10 protein-coding genes are annotated in these 17202 nt (G+C 68.7%); 1 reads left to right on the top strand and 9 read right to left on the bottom strand.

The window, feature by feature from the left end; translation table 11 throughout:
- Positions 1-3 precede the first annotated feature (3 nt).
- From C0J29_RS14100 to argC, 9 genes are all read right to left on the bottom strand, one after another.
- Entirely contained in the window at positions 4-1065 is a 1062-nt protein-coding gene (locus C0J29_RS14100) for a type III polyketide synthase (protein WP_120792703.1), read from the bottom strand.
- Positions 1066-1187: 122 nt separating this feature from the next.
- Complete coding sequence (gene argH / locus C0J29_RS14095) at positions 1188-2600, bottom strand: argininosuccinate lyase (protein WP_120792702.1); 1413 nt, start codon at positions 2598-2600, stop codon at positions 1188-1190.
- Positions 2601-2679: 79 nt separating this feature from the next.
- Positions 2680-3876, bottom strand: coding sequence for an argininosuccinate synthase (locus C0J29_RS14090; protein WP_065043358.1), 1197 nt, complete (start codon positions 3874-3876; stop codon positions 2680-2682).
- A 50-nt stretch (positions 3877-3926) separates the two neighbouring features.
- Positions 3927-4424 carry an arginine repressor gene (locus C0J29_RS14085; protein ID WP_065043357.1) on the bottom strand — a complete coding sequence of 166 codons (498 nt, stop codon included), beginning with the start codon at positions 4422-4424 and terminating at the stop codon, positions 3927-3929.
- Complete coding sequence (gene argF, locus C0J29_RS14080) at positions 4421-5347, bottom strand: ornithine carbamoyltransferase (protein WP_120792701.1); 927 nt, start codon at positions 5345-5347, stop codon at positions 4421-4423. The genes C0J29_RS14085 and argF overlap by 4 nt, the downstream gene beginning before the upstream one ends.
- Positions 5340-6533: an acetylornithine transaminase gene (locus tag C0J29_RS14075; protein ID WP_120792700.1), complete on the bottom strand. Its 1194-nt coding sequence runs from the start codon at positions 6531-6533 to the stop codon at positions 5340-5342. The genes argF and C0J29_RS14075 overlap by 8 nt, the downstream gene beginning before the upstream one ends.
- Positions 6530-7411, bottom strand: a complete 882-nt coding sequence (argB, locus tag C0J29_RS14070; RefSeq protein WP_174814897.1) for an acetylglutamate kinase — start codon at positions 7409-7411, stop codon at positions 6530-6532. The genes C0J29_RS14075 and argB overlap by 4 nt, the downstream gene beginning before the upstream one ends.
- Before the next feature lie 2 nt (positions 7412-7413).
- Entirely contained in the window at positions 7414-8640 is a 1227-nt protein-coding gene (gene argJ, locus C0J29_RS14065) for a bifunctional glutamate N-acetyltransferase/amino-acid acetyltransferase ArgJ (protein WP_120794720.1), read from the bottom strand.
- An 8-nt stretch (positions 8641-8648) separates the two neighbouring features.
- A complete protein-coding gene (gene argC / locus C0J29_RS14060) occupies positions 8649-9692 on the bottom strand; it encodes an N-acetyl-gamma-glutamyl-phosphate reductase (protein ID WP_371872389.1) in 1044 nt (347 codons plus the stop codon).
- Between the two features lie 371 nt (positions 9693-10063).
- On the opposite strand from argC, the gene C0J29_RS14055 reads away from it, so the two are divergent.
- Positions 10064-17140: a PE domain-containing protein gene (locus tag C0J29_RS14055; protein ID WP_162951351.1), complete on the top strand. Its 7077-nt coding sequence runs from the start codon at positions 10064-10066 to the stop codon at positions 17138-17140.
- Positions 17141-17202: the final 62 nt, after the last annotated feature.

Here is a 17202-nt window from a genome sequence, read left to right as displayed (position 1 = left end):
CATTCAGTGCCAGCGCAACAGGACCAGCTCGGAACAGAAGCCGGGGCCCATTGCGATCATCAGTCCGGGGCTGCCACTAGGCGGTGGCTTGGCGAGGGTGTCACGAAGCACGTGCAGCACCGACGCCGAGGAGAGGTTGCCGATCTCGCCCAGTGAGCGCCAGGTGAGTTCCAGCGCTTCCGGCGGCAGGTTGAGGGTTTCGGTGATCGCTTCGATAATCTTGGGGCCGCCGGGATGGGTCACCCAGGCGCCGATGTCGGCGGTGGTCAGGCCGTGCTCAGCCAGGAAGCCGGTGACGTCGGTGCGCAGATACTGTTCGACCACGGCGGCCACATCCTTGGACAGGACGAGCTCGAAACCTCCGGCGCCGACATCGAATCCCATGGTGCGCAATGAATCTGGATACAGGTGGCCGCGCGAGTCGATGACGCTGGGTCCCCCGGCGCCCACCTCCGCGGCACGACGCTCCCCCACCGCGATGACCGCGCCGGCACCATCGGCGAACAGTGCACTGCCCACCAGTCCGGCCACCGACGGCTTGTAGCCGGGAAAGGTCAGCGAACACAGCTCGACCGAAATGAGAGCCGCGATGCCGTCCGGAGCTCCCCGCAGGTAATCGTGCAACCGGGCCACCCCGGACGCCCCCGCCACACAGCCCAGTCCGAACAACGGCACCCGTCGCACGTCGGGGCGCAGCCCCACCCGTGCGGCGATCCGGGCGTCCAGCGACGGCACCGCCAGACCGGTGACGGTGGTGGTGATGAGCACGTCGAGATCCTCGGAGCGCAGTCCGGCCTCGTCGAGCGCCCCCATCAGGGCCTCGACGCCCAGGTCCACCGCCTTGTCGATGAAGATGTCGTTCGCTTCGCCGAAGTCGTTCAGCCGCGGGTACTGCTCCAGCGGTAACACGAGGTGGCGGCTGTTGACTTTCCCGTTGGCATGCAGCTGCCGGACGATGTCCTCGTATTCCGAGAATTCGGGAATGCTGACGAACATGTCGGTGAGTTCCTGCTGCGAATAGCGATGGGGCGGCAGGGCACCGAAGACACCGGCGATGACACTCATTGGTCCCACCCCTTTTGCACGAACATCGAGGCCACATCGTTCAGTCGGAAGTTCAACAGAATCGCTTAGAGCAGGAAGTTTAGTCGCGGCAAAGCTGCCCGGCAAAAAGGGCAGCGTGCCGCTCAGCCGCGCAGCTGCTGTCGCAGCCGGCCCGCCGCTTCGGTGACGGCGAGTAGTTGATCGGCGACCCGGCTCGGTGCGGTGCCGCCTCGTGCGTCACGGGACGACACCGATCCCTCGATGGTCAGCACGTCGCGGACGCTGGGTGTGAGCTCGGGGCTGATCGCGGCCAGTTCGTCGTCGGTCAGCTCCTGCAGCCCGACGCCGCGCTGCTCGGCGGCCTTGACCGCGGCGCCGGCGGCTTCGTGCGCGGACCGGAACGCCACACCTTGGCGCACCAGCCATTCGGCGATGTCGGTGGCCAACGTGTAGCCGGCCGGCGCCAGCGCGGCCATCCGGTCGACATGAAACGTCAGGCTGCCGACCAGGCCGGCCATCGCCGGCAGCACCAGTTCCAACTGGGCGACCGAGTCGAATACCGGCTCTTTGTCTTCCTGCAGGTCGCGGTTGTAGGCCAGCGGCTGGGCCTTCAGCGTGGCCAGCAGCCCGGTCAGGTTGCCGATCAGGCGCCCGGACTTGCCGCGGGCCAGCTCGGCGATGTCGGGGTTCTTCTTCTGCGGCATGATCGAGCTGCCGGTGGACCAGGAGTCGTGCAGCGTCACGTAGCCGAACTCCGTCGAACTCCACAGGATGATGTCCTCGGCCAGCCGGGACAGGTCAACGGCGATCATGGCGAACACGAACGCCGCCTCGGCGGCGAAGTCCCGGGCCGCGGTGGCGTCCACGGAATTGTCGGCGGCGGCCGCGAAGCCCAGCTCAGCCGCGATCGCGTCGGGATCCAGGCCCAGCGAGGAGCCGGCCAGCGCCCCGGAACCGTACGGGGAGATGGCGGCGCGCTTGTCGAAGTCGACGATGCGGTCCACGTCGCGCAGTAGCGGATGCGCATGGGCCAGCAGGTGGTGTGCCAGCAGGATCGGCTGGGCGGACTGCAGGTGGGTCTTGCCCGGCATGATCGCGGTGGGGTGGGTGCCGGCCTGTTCGGCCAGTGCCGCGACCACCTCGAGCACCTCGTCGGCGACCCGGCGGACAGCGTCGCGCAGCCACATCCGGAACAGGGTGGCCACCTGGTCGTTGCGCGAGCGCCCGGCCCGCAGCCGGCCGCCCAGGTCTGCCCCCACCCGGTCGATCAGGCCGCGTTCCAGGGCGGCGTGCACGTCCTCGTCGGTGACCACGGGTCCGAAGCTGCCGTCGGCCACGTCCTCGGCGAGGCTGTCCAGGCCGGCCAGCAGACCGTCGCGCTGGTCGTCGGTGAGCAGCCCGGCGCGGTGCAGTACTACCGCGTGCGCCCGGGATGCGGTGATGTCATAGGGCGCCAGCACCCAGTCGAAGTGGGTGGATTTGCTCAGCGCGGCGAGTGCCTCGGACGGGCCGCCGGCGAACCGGCCGCCCCACAGCGAACCCTCATTGGTGCTCATTTTCTCGGGCCGAGCAGACACAAACTCGCACTCTGAGCGGCGAAATCGTGCGAGTTTGTGACTGCTCGCGACAGGAGGGTCACCGCATGTCCCGGCGGGACGCGATCTTCGACGACAGCCCGTGCACGTACACGAAGCCCTTGGCCATCGACTGGTCGAAGGTGTCGCCCTCGTCGTAGGTAGCCAGGTTGAAGTCGTACAGCGATTCGGCGCTGCGGCGGCCGTTGACCGCGATGTGGCCGCCGTGCAGAACCAGCCGGATCTCGCCGGTGACGTGTTCCTGGGTAGTGGTCACGAAACTTTCCAGAGCAACCTTCAGCGGCGAGTACCACAACCCGTCATAGACCAGCTCGGCCCAGCGCTGATCGGTGTGGCGCTTGAACCGGCCCAGTTCGCGTTCCAGGGTGACGTGTTCGAGTTCGGCGTGCGCGGTGATGAGCACCATCGCACCGGGGGCCTCGTAGATCTCCCGGCTCTTGATGCCCACCAGCCGGTCCTCGACGACGTCGAGGCGCCCGACGCCCTGGGCGCCGGCCCGGCGGTTGAGTTCCTCGATGGCCTGCAGCACGGTCACCCGTCTGCCGTCGATGGTGACCGGCACGCCCTGTTCGAAGCCGATGATGACCTCGTCGGGGGTGTTCCAGTTGACCGTGGGGTCTTCGGTATAGGAGTAGACGTCCTTGGTGGGGGCGTTCCACAGGTGCTCGAGAAAGCCGGTCTCGACGGCGCGGCCCCACACGTTCTGGTCGATGGAGAACGGCGAGCGCTTGGTGACGTTGATCGGGATGGCGTTCTCTTCGGCGAACGCGATCGCCTTCTCCCGCGTCCACGCGTAGTCGCGCACCGGTGCGAGCACTTCGAGATCCGGTGCCAGCGAAGCGAATCCGACTTCGAATCGCACCTGGTCGTTGCCTTTGCCGGTACAGCCGTGCGCAACGATGCTGCCGCCGTGTTCGCGTGCCGCGGCCACCAGATGCTTGGCGATCAGCGGCCGGCTGATCGCCGAGACCAGCGGATAGCGGTCCATGTACAGCGCGTTGTTGAGGATGGTGGGCAGGCAGTAACCCTCGGCGAACTCGTCGCGGGCGTCGACGACGACCGCCTCCACGGCGCCGCAGTCCATCGCCCGCTGGCGCACCACCTCCATGTCCTCGCCGCCCTGGCCGAGGTCGATGGCCACCGCGACGACCTCACGGCCGGTCTCCTTGCCTATCCAGCTGATGGCCACCGAGGTGTCCAGACCGCCGGAGTACGCGAGGATGACGCGCTCTGACATGAAGAGTTCTCCTTTTGCTTGGGCAAAGTCTGCAGCAGTGTATTTGAGTTCTACTTAAGTTCTTCCAGCGCTGAAGCCAGCTCCGTGCCGGTCATCGGTTCGCGGGCCACGACGAACACCGTGTCGTCACCGGCGATGGTGCCGACGACGTACGGTAACGCCGCCCGGTCGATCGCGCTGGCCAGATAGTGGGCGCCGCCGGGCGGCGTGCGCAGCACCGCCAGGTTCGCGCTGGCATCCGTGGAGACCAGCAGCTCACCGAGCAGTCGCGACAGCCGCCCGGTGCCGCCGGCGACCCCACGCACCGGACTGCCGTCTTCGGGTACGACGTAGACCCCGACGCCACCGTCCGCGCCGCGCAGTTTGATCGCGCCGAGTTCCTCCAGATCCCGCGACAGGGTGGCCTGGGTGACCTCGATGCCTTCGGCGGCCAGCCGGGCGGCCAGTTCGCTCTGGCTGCGCACCTCGGCGGTGGACAGGATCGCGACGATGCGGGCCTGACGGCCGGCGCGGTTGCCGCTGACCTCGGGTGCCGCCTTGGCTGTCATCGCGACCGCTCCAGCAGCCAGACCAGCAGCGCCTTCTGCGCGTGCAGTCGGTTTTCGGCCTCATCCCAGACCGCGCTGGCCGGACCGTCGATCACCTCGTCGGTGATCTCGTCACCGCGGTGCGCCGGAAGGCAGTGCAGCACAAGGGCATCGGGGTTGGCCAGGGCGAGTAGTCGCTGGTTGACCTGGAACGGGCGGAACGGCTTGACGCGGTCCAGGCCGTCGCCTTCCTGGCCCATCGACACCCAGGTGTCGGTCACCAGGACGTCGGCGCTGGAAGCACCCGCATCGGCGTCGGCCGTCACCGTCACCGTGCCCCCGGTCTCATCGCCCCGGGCGCGGGCCGCCGTCACCACGTCCGGCTCGGGGGTGAAGCCTTCCGGGGCGGCGACGGTGACGTGCATGCCGGCAGTGACTCCGCCCAGCATCAGCGAGTGCGCCATGTTGTTGGCGCCGTCACCGAGGTACGTCATCTTCAGGCCGTGCAGTGCGCCCTTGCGTTCGGCGATGGTCTGCAGGTCGGCCAGTACCTGGCAGGGGTGGAATTCGTCGGAGAGCGCGTTGACGACGGGCACTGAGGCGGTCGAGGCCATGGCCTCCAACCGCTCCTGCCCGAAGGTGCGCCACACGATGGCATCGACGAACCGGGACAACACCCGTGCGGTGTCCTCCAGGGTCTCGTCCCGCCCCAGTTGAGTGTTGCGCCCGTCGACCACCACGGCGTGCCCGCCGAGCTGGGCGATGCCCATCTCGAAGGAGAACCGGGTGCGGGTGGAGTTCTTGTCGAAGATGACCGCGACGCCGCGCGGTCCCTCCAGAGGGCGGCGGCTGAACGGGTCCTTCTTCAACGTGGCGGCCAGTTCGAGGACCTCGGCCTGTTCGTGCGGCGTGAGGTCGTCGTCGCGCAGAAAGTGCCTAACCATGTGCGGCTCCGGCGGTGTCGAGAATGCTCGGGAGAGCGGCGACGAATCCGTCGAGTTGGGATTCGGTGACGATCAGCGGAGGCGCCAACCGAATGACGTTGGGGGCGGCCGCGTTCACCAGGTAGCCGGCGTCGCGGGCCGCCGCTTCGGCGTCCTTGGCGTGTGCGGCGGTCAGCACGATGCCCTGCAGCAACCCCCTGCCCCGGACATGGTCGATCAGCGGATGGCCCAGCGATTCGATGCCGTGGCGTAACGCTTTGCCCTTGGTTTCGGCGCCGCGCACCAGGTCCTCGTCGGCCAGCACCTGCAGGACAGCCAGGGCCGCGGCGGTGCACACCGGGTTGCCGCCGAAGGTGCTGCCGTGCAGCCCGGGAGTCAGCAGGTCGGCGGCCCGCCCGATTGCGATGCACGCCCCGATCGGCAGCCCGCCGCCCAGACCCTTGGCGAGGGTGATCACATCCGGAGTGATGCCGTCGTGTTGGTGGGCGTAAAACGTTCCGGTGCGGCCGATTCCGGTCTGGACTTCGTCGAGCACCAGCAGTGCCCGGTGCCGGGCGGTGATGTCCCGCGCCGCCGCCAGGTAGCCCTCGGGCGGCACGACGACGCCGCTCTCCCCCATGATCGGTTCCAGAAAGACTGCGGCCGTGTCGTCGTCGACCGCCGCCGCTAATGCCTCGACGTCGCCGTAGGGGACGTGGGTGACGTAACCCGGTAGCGGCTCGAACGGCGCCTGCTTACTGGGTTGTCCGGTGAGCGCCAGCGAGCCCATCGTGCGGCCGTGGAAGGCTTCTTGTGCGGCAACGATTTTCGTGCGTCCGGTCAGGCGGGTCAGCTTGAAGGCAACCTCGTTGGCCTCGGTCCCGGAGTTGCAGAAGAACACTCGCGCTTGGGTTTCCGCGCCCAACAGGGCGACGAGGTGCTCGGCCAGGGCGATTCCCGGCTCGGTGGCGTAGAGGTTGGAGGTGTGGCCGAGCGTCGAAAGTTGTTGGGTGACAGCATCGATGATGGCCGGATGCCGGTGACCCAGCACGTTGACCGCGATACCGCCGAGCAGGTCGACATAGGTCTTACCGTCGACGTCGGTGACGACGGCACCGTCGCCGCTGGCCAGCGCCATCGCCGGGGTTCCGTAATTGTTCATCATCACGGCCTGCCAGCGTTGCTGCACCGCTTGTGTGGTGGTCATGCGGAAACCACCTTGGTGCCGGTGCCGGCGTCGGTGAAAAGCTCAACCAGGACGCAGTGTTCGACACGTCCATCGATGACGTGCGCGCTGGGCACGCCGGCGGTGACCGCCCGCAGGCATGCCTCTATTTTGGGAATCATGCCTGCCTCCAAGCTGGGGAGCAGTTGTGCCAGTGTGGCGGTATCGATCTGGCTGACCAGTGAGGTGCGATCGGGCCAGCCGGTGTACAGGCCCTCAACGTCGGTGAGCATCAACAGCTTTTCGGCGCCCAGCGCCTCGGCCAGGGCCGCCGCAGCGGTGTCGGCGTTGATGTTGTGCACCACCCCCTCGGCATCCGGCGCCAGTGTGGACACCACCGGAATGCGTTTGGCAGCAATGAGATCCAGTACAGCCGCGGTGTTGACCAGTTCCACGTCGCCGACCAGGCCGATGTCGGTGTCCACACCGTCGACGGTGACGCGGCGCCGCACGGCGGTGAACAGTTGCGCGTCCTCGCCGGTGATGCCGACGGCGTACGGGCCGTGCACGTTGATCAGGTTGACCAGTTCGCGGCCGACCTGCCCGAACAACACCATCCGCGCGACGTCGAGCACTTCCGGTGTGGTGACCCGGAATCCGCCTTTGAAGTCACCCTCGATGCCGAGTCGGCGCAGCATCGCGGTGATCTGCGGCCCCCCGCCGTGCACGACCACGGGATGCACCCCACAGTTGCGCAGAAACGCCATATCTGCGGCAAACGCCCGGCGCAGTGACTCATCGGTCATCGCGTTGCCGCCGTATTTGATGACGACGATCTTGCCGTTCAGTTGTTTGAGCCAGGGCAGGGCTTCGGCCAGTACCTGTGCCTTGACCTGCGTGGGTAGATCGCCGCTGTTCATCGTCATGAGCTGTACGCCGAATTCTCTTCGACGTAGGCGTGGGACAGATCGGTGGTGCGGATGTCGGCGTGGCCGGTACCGATCGCGAGGTCGACCACGATGTGGATGTCGGCTCCCGACAGATCCACCTCACGAGCACCGGGAGTACCGGTGCCCTCGCGGTACACCACAGACCCGTTGAACGACACCGTGATCCGCTCGGGATCCAGGACCACCGGGGCCATCCCGACGGCCGCCACCACCCGCCCCCAGTTGGGGTCGGAGCCGAATACCGCGGTCTTGACCAGGCTGTCGCGGGCGATGACCCGCGCGGCGGTCAGGGCGTCGTCTTCGGTGTCGGCCCCGGTCACCGTCACCGTGACACGCTTGGTGACGCCTTCGGCGTCCGCCTGCAACTGAGCACACAGATCGTCACAGACCCTGAGCACGGCGTCGTCGAGATCGTCTTGGGTGGGGGCGATTTCGCTGGCCCCCGACGCCAAGAGCAAGACGGTGTCGTTGGTGGAGCAACTGCCGTCGATGTCGAGCCGGTCGAATGTGCGCGCCGTGGCCCGCCGCAACGCTTGTTCGAGCGCGGCTGAATCGGCGATGGCGTCGGTGGTGATCACACACAGCATGGTGGCCAGTGACGGCGCCAGCATCCCGGCGCCTTTAGCCATTCCGCCAACCGTCCACTTGTTCTGGTGATGCAGCGCAACCTGTTTGGGCACGGTATCGGTGGTCATGATGGCGTGGGCGGCGTCGTCGCCACCGGTGAGCCCGCCGTGCATCTCGTGCACGATGTCGGTCACTCCGGCGAGCACCTTGTCCATGGGCAACCGATCGCCGATCAGGCCGGTGGAACAGACGGCGACCTCGATGGCACCTGTCTCGGTGCCCCAGTCCGACAACGCGGCCGCGACGGCTTCGGCGGTGGCGTGGGTGTCCTGAAAGCCGCCCGGGCCCGTACATGCGTTCGCCCCACCGGAATTGAGAATCACCGCACGCAGGCGCCCCGTGGTGAGCACCTGCTGAGTCCAGAGCACCGGCGCGGCCTTCACCTTGTTCCGGGTGAACACTCCGGCTGCCGCGTAGTCCGGGCCCTCGTTGAAGACCATCGCCAGATCGAGGGCGCCGGACGCTTTGATACCGGCAGCGATGCCGGCGGCCCGGAACCCGGCCGGGGCCGTGACCCCTTGTGCGCGCAGCAACCGTGTCTGGCCGGCGGCATCGGTGACCGGGTCGGTCAGGGGCTCGGTCACGGGGCCACCCCGACCACCGAAAGTCCCTCAGCCTCAGGCCAACCGAGCGCCAGATTCATCGACTGCACCGCGGCGCCTCCCGTTCCCTTGACCAAGTTGTCGATTGCGGCGATCGCCACGAAGGTCGCCGCGTCCTCGTCGACGGCGACCGCGATGTGCGCCGCATTGCTGCCGATCACGGAGCCGGTGCGGGGCAACTGTCCCTCGGGCATCAGGTGAATGAAAGGCTCTCCATCGTAGGCCTTTTCGTAGGCGTCGCGGAGCTGCGAGATCGGTGCGCGGGTGGGCGCTGTGCAGGTGGCCAGGATGCCACGCGAAGTGGGTATCAGCACCGGCGTGAAGGAAACGGTCACGTCGCGGTCGGTGACCGACCGTAGCCCCTGCACAATTTCGGGGGTGTGACGGTGGGCGCCGCCGATGTTGTACGCGCGCGCCGAGCCGATGACCTCAGAACCGAGCAGATCGGTCTTGGCCGCCCGGCCCGCGCCGGAGGTGCCGCTGACCGCGACGACGGTAACGGCCGGCTCGATGAGGCCTTCCGCCACTGCGGGCATCAGGGCGAGCAGCGCTGCCGTCGGATAACAGCCTGGCACCGCGATGCGGCGCGTTCCTCTCAATTTGTCCCGCCCGCCAGGCAACTCGGGCAACCCGTACGGCCAGTTGCCGGCGTGCGGAGAGCCGTAGAAGCGTTCCCACGCTTTCGCGTCGCTGAGCCGGAAGTCCGCTCCGCAATCGACGACCAGTGTTTCTGGACCGAGTTGTTCGGCCAGGACCGCCGAATGACCATGGGGCAAGCCAAGAAAGACCACGTCGTGGCCGCTCAGTACCGCGAGCTCAGTCGGCTCGACGACTCGCTGGGCCAGCGGCACCAGGTGCGGATGGTGCTCGCCGAGCAGGCTGCCGGCGCTGCTGGCCGCCGTCACTGCCCCTATCGTCAGACGACCGTCGACGTATGCCGGGTGCCCGAGAAGCAGGCGGAGGATCTCGCCCCCCGCATAACCGCTGGCACCGGCGACCGCCACCCGTACTGTGTCGACCATTCGACGATTTTGCATGGTTATGCAGCGGTTTGCAAATTCATTCGAAACTGCCCGGGTGGTACTCACGCTCCGCGGTCGCGGCGAGTCCCGAGCCGATCACTGTCAACACGACACGCCGAAGTGCCCCTTCACATTCTCGGAAACCACTGCTATACACGAGGGAGCAGTTGCTCTCTGGCACAGTTGATTTCGGGCAAAAGGTAGGACCGCAAGGTCAATCGCAGACTATAAGATTCTGCCCGAAAATTCTTAGAAATAACGGGTTTAACCTGCCCTCCGTACGGGGATCTATTGCCCACGTGTTGCCACTGTGACGATCGGGCGTCGGCGGGGCCACGGCTGTTCCATTGGGGTCATCTGGGGAGATGGACATGTCTTTTGTCATTGCTGTGCCCGAATTCGTCGAGGCTGCTGCTGAGCAGTTGGCCGGTATCGGTTCGTCGTTGGGTGAAATCACCTCATCAGCCGCTGGTGCTACGACCGCGTTAGCGCCTGCTGCGGCCGACGAGGTGTCGACTGCCATAGCGCGGTTGTTCGGCACCCTCGGCAGCGACTATCAGGCCGTCAGCGCACAAGCTGCCGCGTACCACGAAGAGTTCGTGGCAGCACTGAGTCGCGGCGCCACGGCCTACGCAGCGGCGGAAGCCGTCAACATCTCCGCGTTGTTCAACCTGAACAACATCGTCGCGAACATCGAGATCGGCCTGGGCAACATCGCCGCCGGTTTCCAAGGCGGCCTCTCCGGTTCACTACCCGGCCTCGGTGGCTCAATCAGTGGGTCGGGATCGCTTGGGCTCAACGCCGCTAACGCACTACGTGCCGTCGCCGCCCTCCCCAGCCTCGGCGCGGGTCTGGCCCTGCAGACCGGCGGGGCGCTCGCGTCCGGGTTCGGCGCTGGACTTGCTCAGACAGGCCAAGTCATCACGAACCTCGGCGTCGGATTGGGCGGCGCGGGAGCTTCGTTGTCGGCAGCGGGTGCCGCGCTCACAGGCCAAGGTAACGCTGCCCTCGCCGCGCTGTTGAACGGAACCCTGGGCGCAAATCTCAGCGCAAACCTGAGCGCCAACTTCACCGGCGCGCTTCCGTCCCTGGCGGTGCTCGCTCAAACCGGTGGGCAAATTATTGGCAACTTCTCGGCTGCTTTGTCCCAGGCGGTTCAGACTGGTGTCAACCTTGCCGGCAACCTCGGCGTCGGTCTGCCCGCTTTGGGCGCTCAGCTCAGCGCGGCACTTTCGGCGGGTCTCGGGGGCCTCCCCTCGTTGGCAGCAACATTCAATGGCGCCCTGACCGGTGGGCTGAACACGCTGGTCAACCTGGCCGGCAACCTGACCCTGCCGCCGCTGCCCGGGTTCCCCGGCTTCCAGCTCCCGCCGCTGAACTTCGGCCTGCCCCCGCTGAACATCCCGGGCTTCCCGGGCCTGGTGCTGCCTAACTTCGGCGCCGCCCTGACCGGTGGCCTGAACACGCTGGCCAACCTGGCCGGCAACCTCACCCTGCCCCCGCTGCCTGGGTTCCCCGGCTTCCAGCTGCCCCCGCTGAACTTCGGGCTGCCCCCGCTGAACATCCCGGGCTTCCCCGGGCTGGTGCTGCCTAACTTCGGCGCCGCCCTGAACGGTGGCCTGAACACGCTGGTCAACCTGGCCGGCAACCTCACCCTGCCCCCGCTGCCTGGGTTCCCCGGCTTCCAACTGCCGCCGTTGAACTTCGGGCTCCCGCCGCTGAACATCCCGGGCTTCCCCGGGCTGGTGCTGCCCAACTTCGGCGCCGCCCTGACCGGTGGACTGAACACGCTGGTCAACCTGGCGGGCAACCTCACCCTGCCCCCGCTGCCCGGCTTCCCCGGCTTCCAGCTGCCCCCGCTGAACTTCGGCCTGCCGCCGCTCAACATCCCGGGCTTCCCCGGCCTGGTGCTGCCCAACTTCGGCGCCGCGCTCACCGGCGGGCTCAACACGCTGGCCAACCTGGCCGGCAACCTCACCCTGCCGCCGCTGCCTGGGTTCCCCGGCTTCCAGCTCCCGCCGCTGAACTTCGGGCTCCCGCCGCTCAACGTGCCGGGCTTCCCCGGCCTGGTGCTGCCCAACTTCGGCGCCGCCCTGACCGGTGGCCTGAACACGCTGGCCAACCTGGCCGGCAACCTGACCCTGCCGCCGTTGCCTGGGTTCCCCGGATTCCAGCTCCCGCCGCTGAACTTCGGGCTCCCGCCGCTCAACGTGCCGGGCTTCCCCGGCCTGGTGCTGCCCGACCTCGGGGCGGCCCTCAGTGCAAACCTGGGCGCCAGCCTCAATGGTCTGTCGGCCAGCTTGAATGCCGCGTTGAGTGGCAACCTTGCCCTGCCGCCGCTGCCTGGGTTCCCCGGCTTCCAGCTGCCGCCGTTGAACTTCGGGCTCCCGCCGCTCAATGTGCCGGGCTTCCCCGGGCTGGTGCTGCCCAACTTCGGCGCCGCCCTGACCGGCGGGCTCAACACGCTGGCCAACCTGGCCGGCAACCTGACCCTGCCCCCGCTGCCCGGCTTCCCCGGCTTCCAGCTGCCCCCGTTGAACTTCGGCCTGCCGCCGCTGAACATCCCGGGCTTCCCCGGGCTGGTGCTGCCCAACTTCGGCGCCGCGCTCACCGGTGGCCTGAACACCCTGGTCAACCTGGCGGGCAACCTGACCCTGCCGCCGCTGCCTGGGTTCCCCGGCTTCCAGCTGCCGCCGTTGAACTTCGGCCTGCCGCCGCTCAATGTGCCGGGCTTCCCGGGCCTGGTGCTGCCCAACTTCGGCGCCGCCCTGACCGGCGGGCTCAACACGCTGGCCAACCTGGCGGGCAACCTGACCCTGCCGCCGCTGCCTGGGTTCCCCGGCTTCCAGCTGCCGCCGTTGAACTTCGGCCTGCCCCCGCTCAACGTGCCGGGCTTCCCGGGCCTGGTGCTGCCCAACTTCGGCGCCGCGCTCACCGGTGGCCTGAACACCCTGGTCAACCTGGCCGGCAACCTCACCCTGCCGCCGCTGCCCGGCTTCCCCGGCTTCCAACTGCCCCCGTTGAACTTCGGCCTGCCCCCGCTCAACGTGCCGGGCTTCCCCGGGCTGGTGCTGCCCAACTTCGGCGCCGCCCTGACCGGTGGCCTGAACACGCTGGCCAACCTGGCCGGCAACCTGACCCTGCCCCCGCTGCCCGGGTTCCCCGGCTTCCAGCTCCCGCCGCTGAACTTCGGGCTCCCGCCGCTCAACGTGCCGGGCTTCCCGGGCCTGGTGCTGCCCGACCTCGGGGCGGCCCTCAGTGCAAACCTGGGCGCCAGCCTCAATGGTCTGTCGGCCAGCTTGAATGCCGCGTTGAGTGGCAACCTTGCCCTGCCGCCGTTGCCTGGGTTCCCCGGCTTCCAGCTGCCCCCGCTGAACTTCGGGCTCCCGCCGCTCAACGTGCCGGGCTTCCCGGGTCTGGTGCTGCCTAACTTCGGCGCCGCCCTGACCGGTGGCCTGAACACGCTGGCCAACCTGGCCGGCAACCTGACCCTGCCGCCGCTGCCCGGGTTCCCCGGCTTCCAGCTGCCCCCGCTGAACTTCGGCCTGCCGCCGCTCAACATCCCCGGCTTCCCCGGGCTGGTGCTGCCCAACTTCGGCGCCGCCCTCACCGGCGGGCTGAACACGCTGGCCAACCTGGCGGGCAACCTCACCCTGCCCCCGCTGCCCGGCTTCCCCGGCTTCCAACTGCCCCCGCTGAACTTCGGCCTGCCGCCGCTGAACATCCCCGGCTTCCCCGGGCTGGTGCTGCCCAACTTCGGCGCCGCCCTGACCGGCGGGCTGAACACGCTGGCCAACCTGGCGGGCAACCTGACCCTGCCGCCGCTGCCCGGGTTCCCCGGCTTCCAGCTCCCGCCGCTGAACTTCGGGCTCCCGCCGCTCAACGTGCCGGGCTTCCCCGGCCTGGTGCTGCCCAACTTCGGCGCCGCCCTCACCGGTGGACTGAACACCCTGGTCAACCTGGCCGGCAACCTGACCCTGCCGCCGCTGCCCGGGTTCCCCGGCTTCCAGCTCCCGCCGCTGAACTTCGGCCTGCCGCCGCTCAACGTGCCGGGCTTCCCCGGGCTGGTGCTGCCCAACTTCGGCGCCGCCCTGACCGGTGGCCTGAACACGCTGGCCAACCTGGCCGGCAACCTGACCCTGCCCCCGCTGCCCGGGTTCCCCGGCTTCCAGCTCCCGCCGCTGAACTTCGGCCTGCCGCCGCTGAACATCCCGGGCTTCCCGGGCCTGGTGCTGCCCGACCTCGGGGCGGCCCTCAGTGCAAACCTGGGCGCCAGCCTCAATGGTCTGTCGGCCAGCTTGAATGCCGCGTTGAGTGGCAACCTTGCCCTGCCGCCGTTGCCTGGGTTCCCCGGCTTCCAGCTGCCCCCGCTGAACTTCGGGCTCCCGCCGCTCAACGTGCCGGGCTTCCCGGGCCTGGTGCTGCCCAACTTCGGCGCCGCGCTGACCGGTGGTCTGAACACGTTGGTCAACCTGGCGGGCAACCTGACCCTGCCGCCGCTGCCCGGATTCCCCGGCTTCCAGCTCCCGCCGCTGAACTTCGGCCTGCCCCCGCTCAACGTGCCGGGCTTCCCCGGGCTGGTGCTGCCCAACTTCGGCGCCGCCCTCACCGGTGGCCTCAACACCCTGGTCAACCTGGCCGGCAACCTCACCCTGCCCCCGCTGCCCGGATTCCCCGGCTTCCAACTGCCGCCGCTGAACTTCGGCCTGCCGCCGCTGAACATCCCGGGCTTCCCGGGCCTGGTGCTGCCCAACTTCGGCGCCGCCCTCACCGGCGGCCTGAACACCCTGGTCAACCTGGCCGGCAACCTCACCCTGCCGCCGCTGCCCGGATTCCCCGGCTTCCAACTGCCCCCGTTGAACTTCGGCCTGCCCCCGCTCAACGTGCCGGGCTTCCCCGGGCTGGTGCTGCCCAACTTCGGCGCCGCCCTCACCGGCGGACTCAACACCCTGTCCAACTTGGCCGGCAACCTGACCCTGCCCCCGCTGCCCGGCTTCCCCGGCTTCCAGCTCCCGCCGCTGAACTTCGGCCTGCCCCCGCTCAACGTGCCGGGCTTCCCCGGCCTGGTGCTGCCCAACCTGGGTGCCGCACTCACGGCGAACCTCGGCGCTAACCTCAATGGCCTGTCGGCCGCCTTGAATGCCGCGTTGAGTGGCAACCTTGCCCTGCCGCCGTTGCCTGGGTTCCCCGGCTTCCAGCTGCCCCCGCTGAACTTCGGGCTCCCGCCGCTCAACGTGCCGGGCTTCCCGGGTCTGGTGCTGCCCAACTTCGGCGCCGCCCTGACCGGTGGGCTCAACACGCTGGCCAACCTGGCCGGCAACCTGACCCTGCCCCCGCTGCCTGGGTTCCCCGGCTTCCAGCTGCCGCCGCTGAACTTCGGCCTGCCGCCGCTGAACATCCCGGGCTTCCCCGGGCTGGTGCTGCCCAACTTCGGCGCCGCCCTGACCGGCGGGCTGAACACGCTGGCCAACCTGGCGGGCAACCTCACCCTGCCGCCGCTGCCCGGCTTCCCCGGCTTCCAGCTCCCGCCGCTGAACTTCGGGCTCCCGCCGCTCAACGTGCCGGGCTTCCCCGGCCTGGTGCTGCCCAACTTCGGCGCCGCCCTCACCGGTGGACTGAACACCCTGGTCAACCTGGCCGGCAACCTGACCCTGCCGCCGCTGCCCGGCTTCCCCGGCTTCCAGCTCCCGCCGCTGAACTTCGGCCTGCCGCCGCTCAACGTGCCGGGCTTCCCCGGGCTGGTGCTGCCCAACTTCGGCGCCGCCCTCACCGGTGGACTGAACACCCTGGTCAACCTGGCCGGCAACCTGACCCTGCCCCCGCTGCCCGGCTTCCCCGGCTTCCAGCTCCCGCCGCTGAACTTCGGCCTGCCGCCGCTCAACGTGCCGGGCTTCCCGGGCCTGGTGCTGCCCAACTTCGGCGCCGCCCTGACCGGTGGCCTGAACACGCTGGTCAACCTGGCCGGCAACCTGACCCTGCCCCCGCTGCCCGGCTTCCCCGGCTTCCAGCTCCCGCCGCTGAACTTCGGGCTCCCGCCGCTGAACATCCCCGGCTTCCCCGGCCTGGTGCTGCCCAACTTCGGCGCCGCCCTGAACGCGATGCTCACCGGCAACCTCGGTGCCAACCTCAACGGCCTCTCCGCGGCCCTCAACGCTGCGATCAACGCCGGCCAGAACCTCGCAGCGACCTTCAGTGCGAGCCTGCCGGCGCTAGCGGCGCAGCTCTCCGGATCGTTCAGCGCCACGCTGCCGGCCCTGTCTGCAGCGTTCACCGGGGCCCTCAATGCCGCGCTGTCGGGCAGCTTGCCGTCGTTCCAGGTCAGCCTCGGCGCGCTGAACACGGCCTTCAACGCTGCACTGAACGCCGCGTTCGCCGGGGCCCCGGCTCTGCAAGCCGGCCTGAACGCTTTCGTCACCGCCGGGCAGAACCTGGCGGCTACCTTAAGCGGCGCGTTCCCGGCCCTGGCCGCCCAGTTCTCGGCCACCCTGGGCGGTACCCTGCCGACCCTCTCGGCAGCATTCACCGGGGCCATCAACGCCGCCCTCACGGGCGGTCTGCCGGCCTTCCAGGCCAGCCTGAACGCCCTCAGCGGCGCGTTCAACGCAGCCCTGAATGCCGCCCTGGCCGGCGCCCCGGCGTTCCAGGCCGGCGTCAATGCCCTGATCAACGCCGGGGCGAACCTGGCCGCGACCTTCAGCGGTGCCCTGCCGGCCCTTGCGGCCAGCTTCAGCGCCTCCCTTCCCGCCCTCAACGCTGCTCTGTCGGGTGCCCTGACCGCAGCGTTCTCGGGTAGCCTGCCTGCCTTCCAGGCGAGTCTGGGCGCCCTTTCGGGAGCGTTCAACGCCGCGCTATCCGCCGCTTTGAACGGAGCACCGGCCCTGCAAGCCGGCCTCAACGCCCTCCTCAACGCCGGCGCCAACCTGGCGGCCAACCTCACGGCGGCCTTACCCAACCTCTCATTAGCACTCAACGCCAACCTGAACCTGAACCTGGCTGGCCTGTCCGCAGCCCTCAACGCCGGGATCAACGGCCTGTTGAACGCGGGTGGGAGCCTAACCGCCGGGCTCGGCGGGGGCCTGTCCGGGCTGGCACAGACCGGCGCGGCGATCGCCGCCAACCTCGTCGCAGCATTGGCAGGAAGCGGTCAAACCGGTATGGCGCTGGCCAACATCTGGGTGAATGCGGTTACCCAGGTGACGAACGTCTTCAGCAACGCGCTGGGTGCAAGCCTCGGTGCCGGTCTGTCGGGATTCGGGCAAACGGGCGGCGCACTGGTGACTAGCCTCCAGACGGGTCTGGCTGGTCTCACCCAAACCGGCGGCTCGTTGTTGGCCTCGCTCAACAACGCCGGCCTGGGCCTGAGCGCTTCGATCAGCAACATTTTGCTCAACCTGCAGTTGGCCTTGCAGGCCGCGTTCAGCGGAAGCGCAGGCGTCCAGGTCGGCTGAGCACCAGCCCCCGACGACGCGGCACCGGACGCGCGGCAGCAGCTGACGTTCGGTGCCGCGTC

Origin of the sequence: Mycobacterium paragordonae, from assembly GCF_003614435.1 — a bacterium.
Lineage (GTDB): Bacteria > Actinomycetota > Actinomycetes > Mycobacteriales > Mycobacteriaceae > Mycobacterium > Mycobacterium paragordonae.
This window is presented reverse-complemented; position numbering and strand designations above follow the sequence as displayed.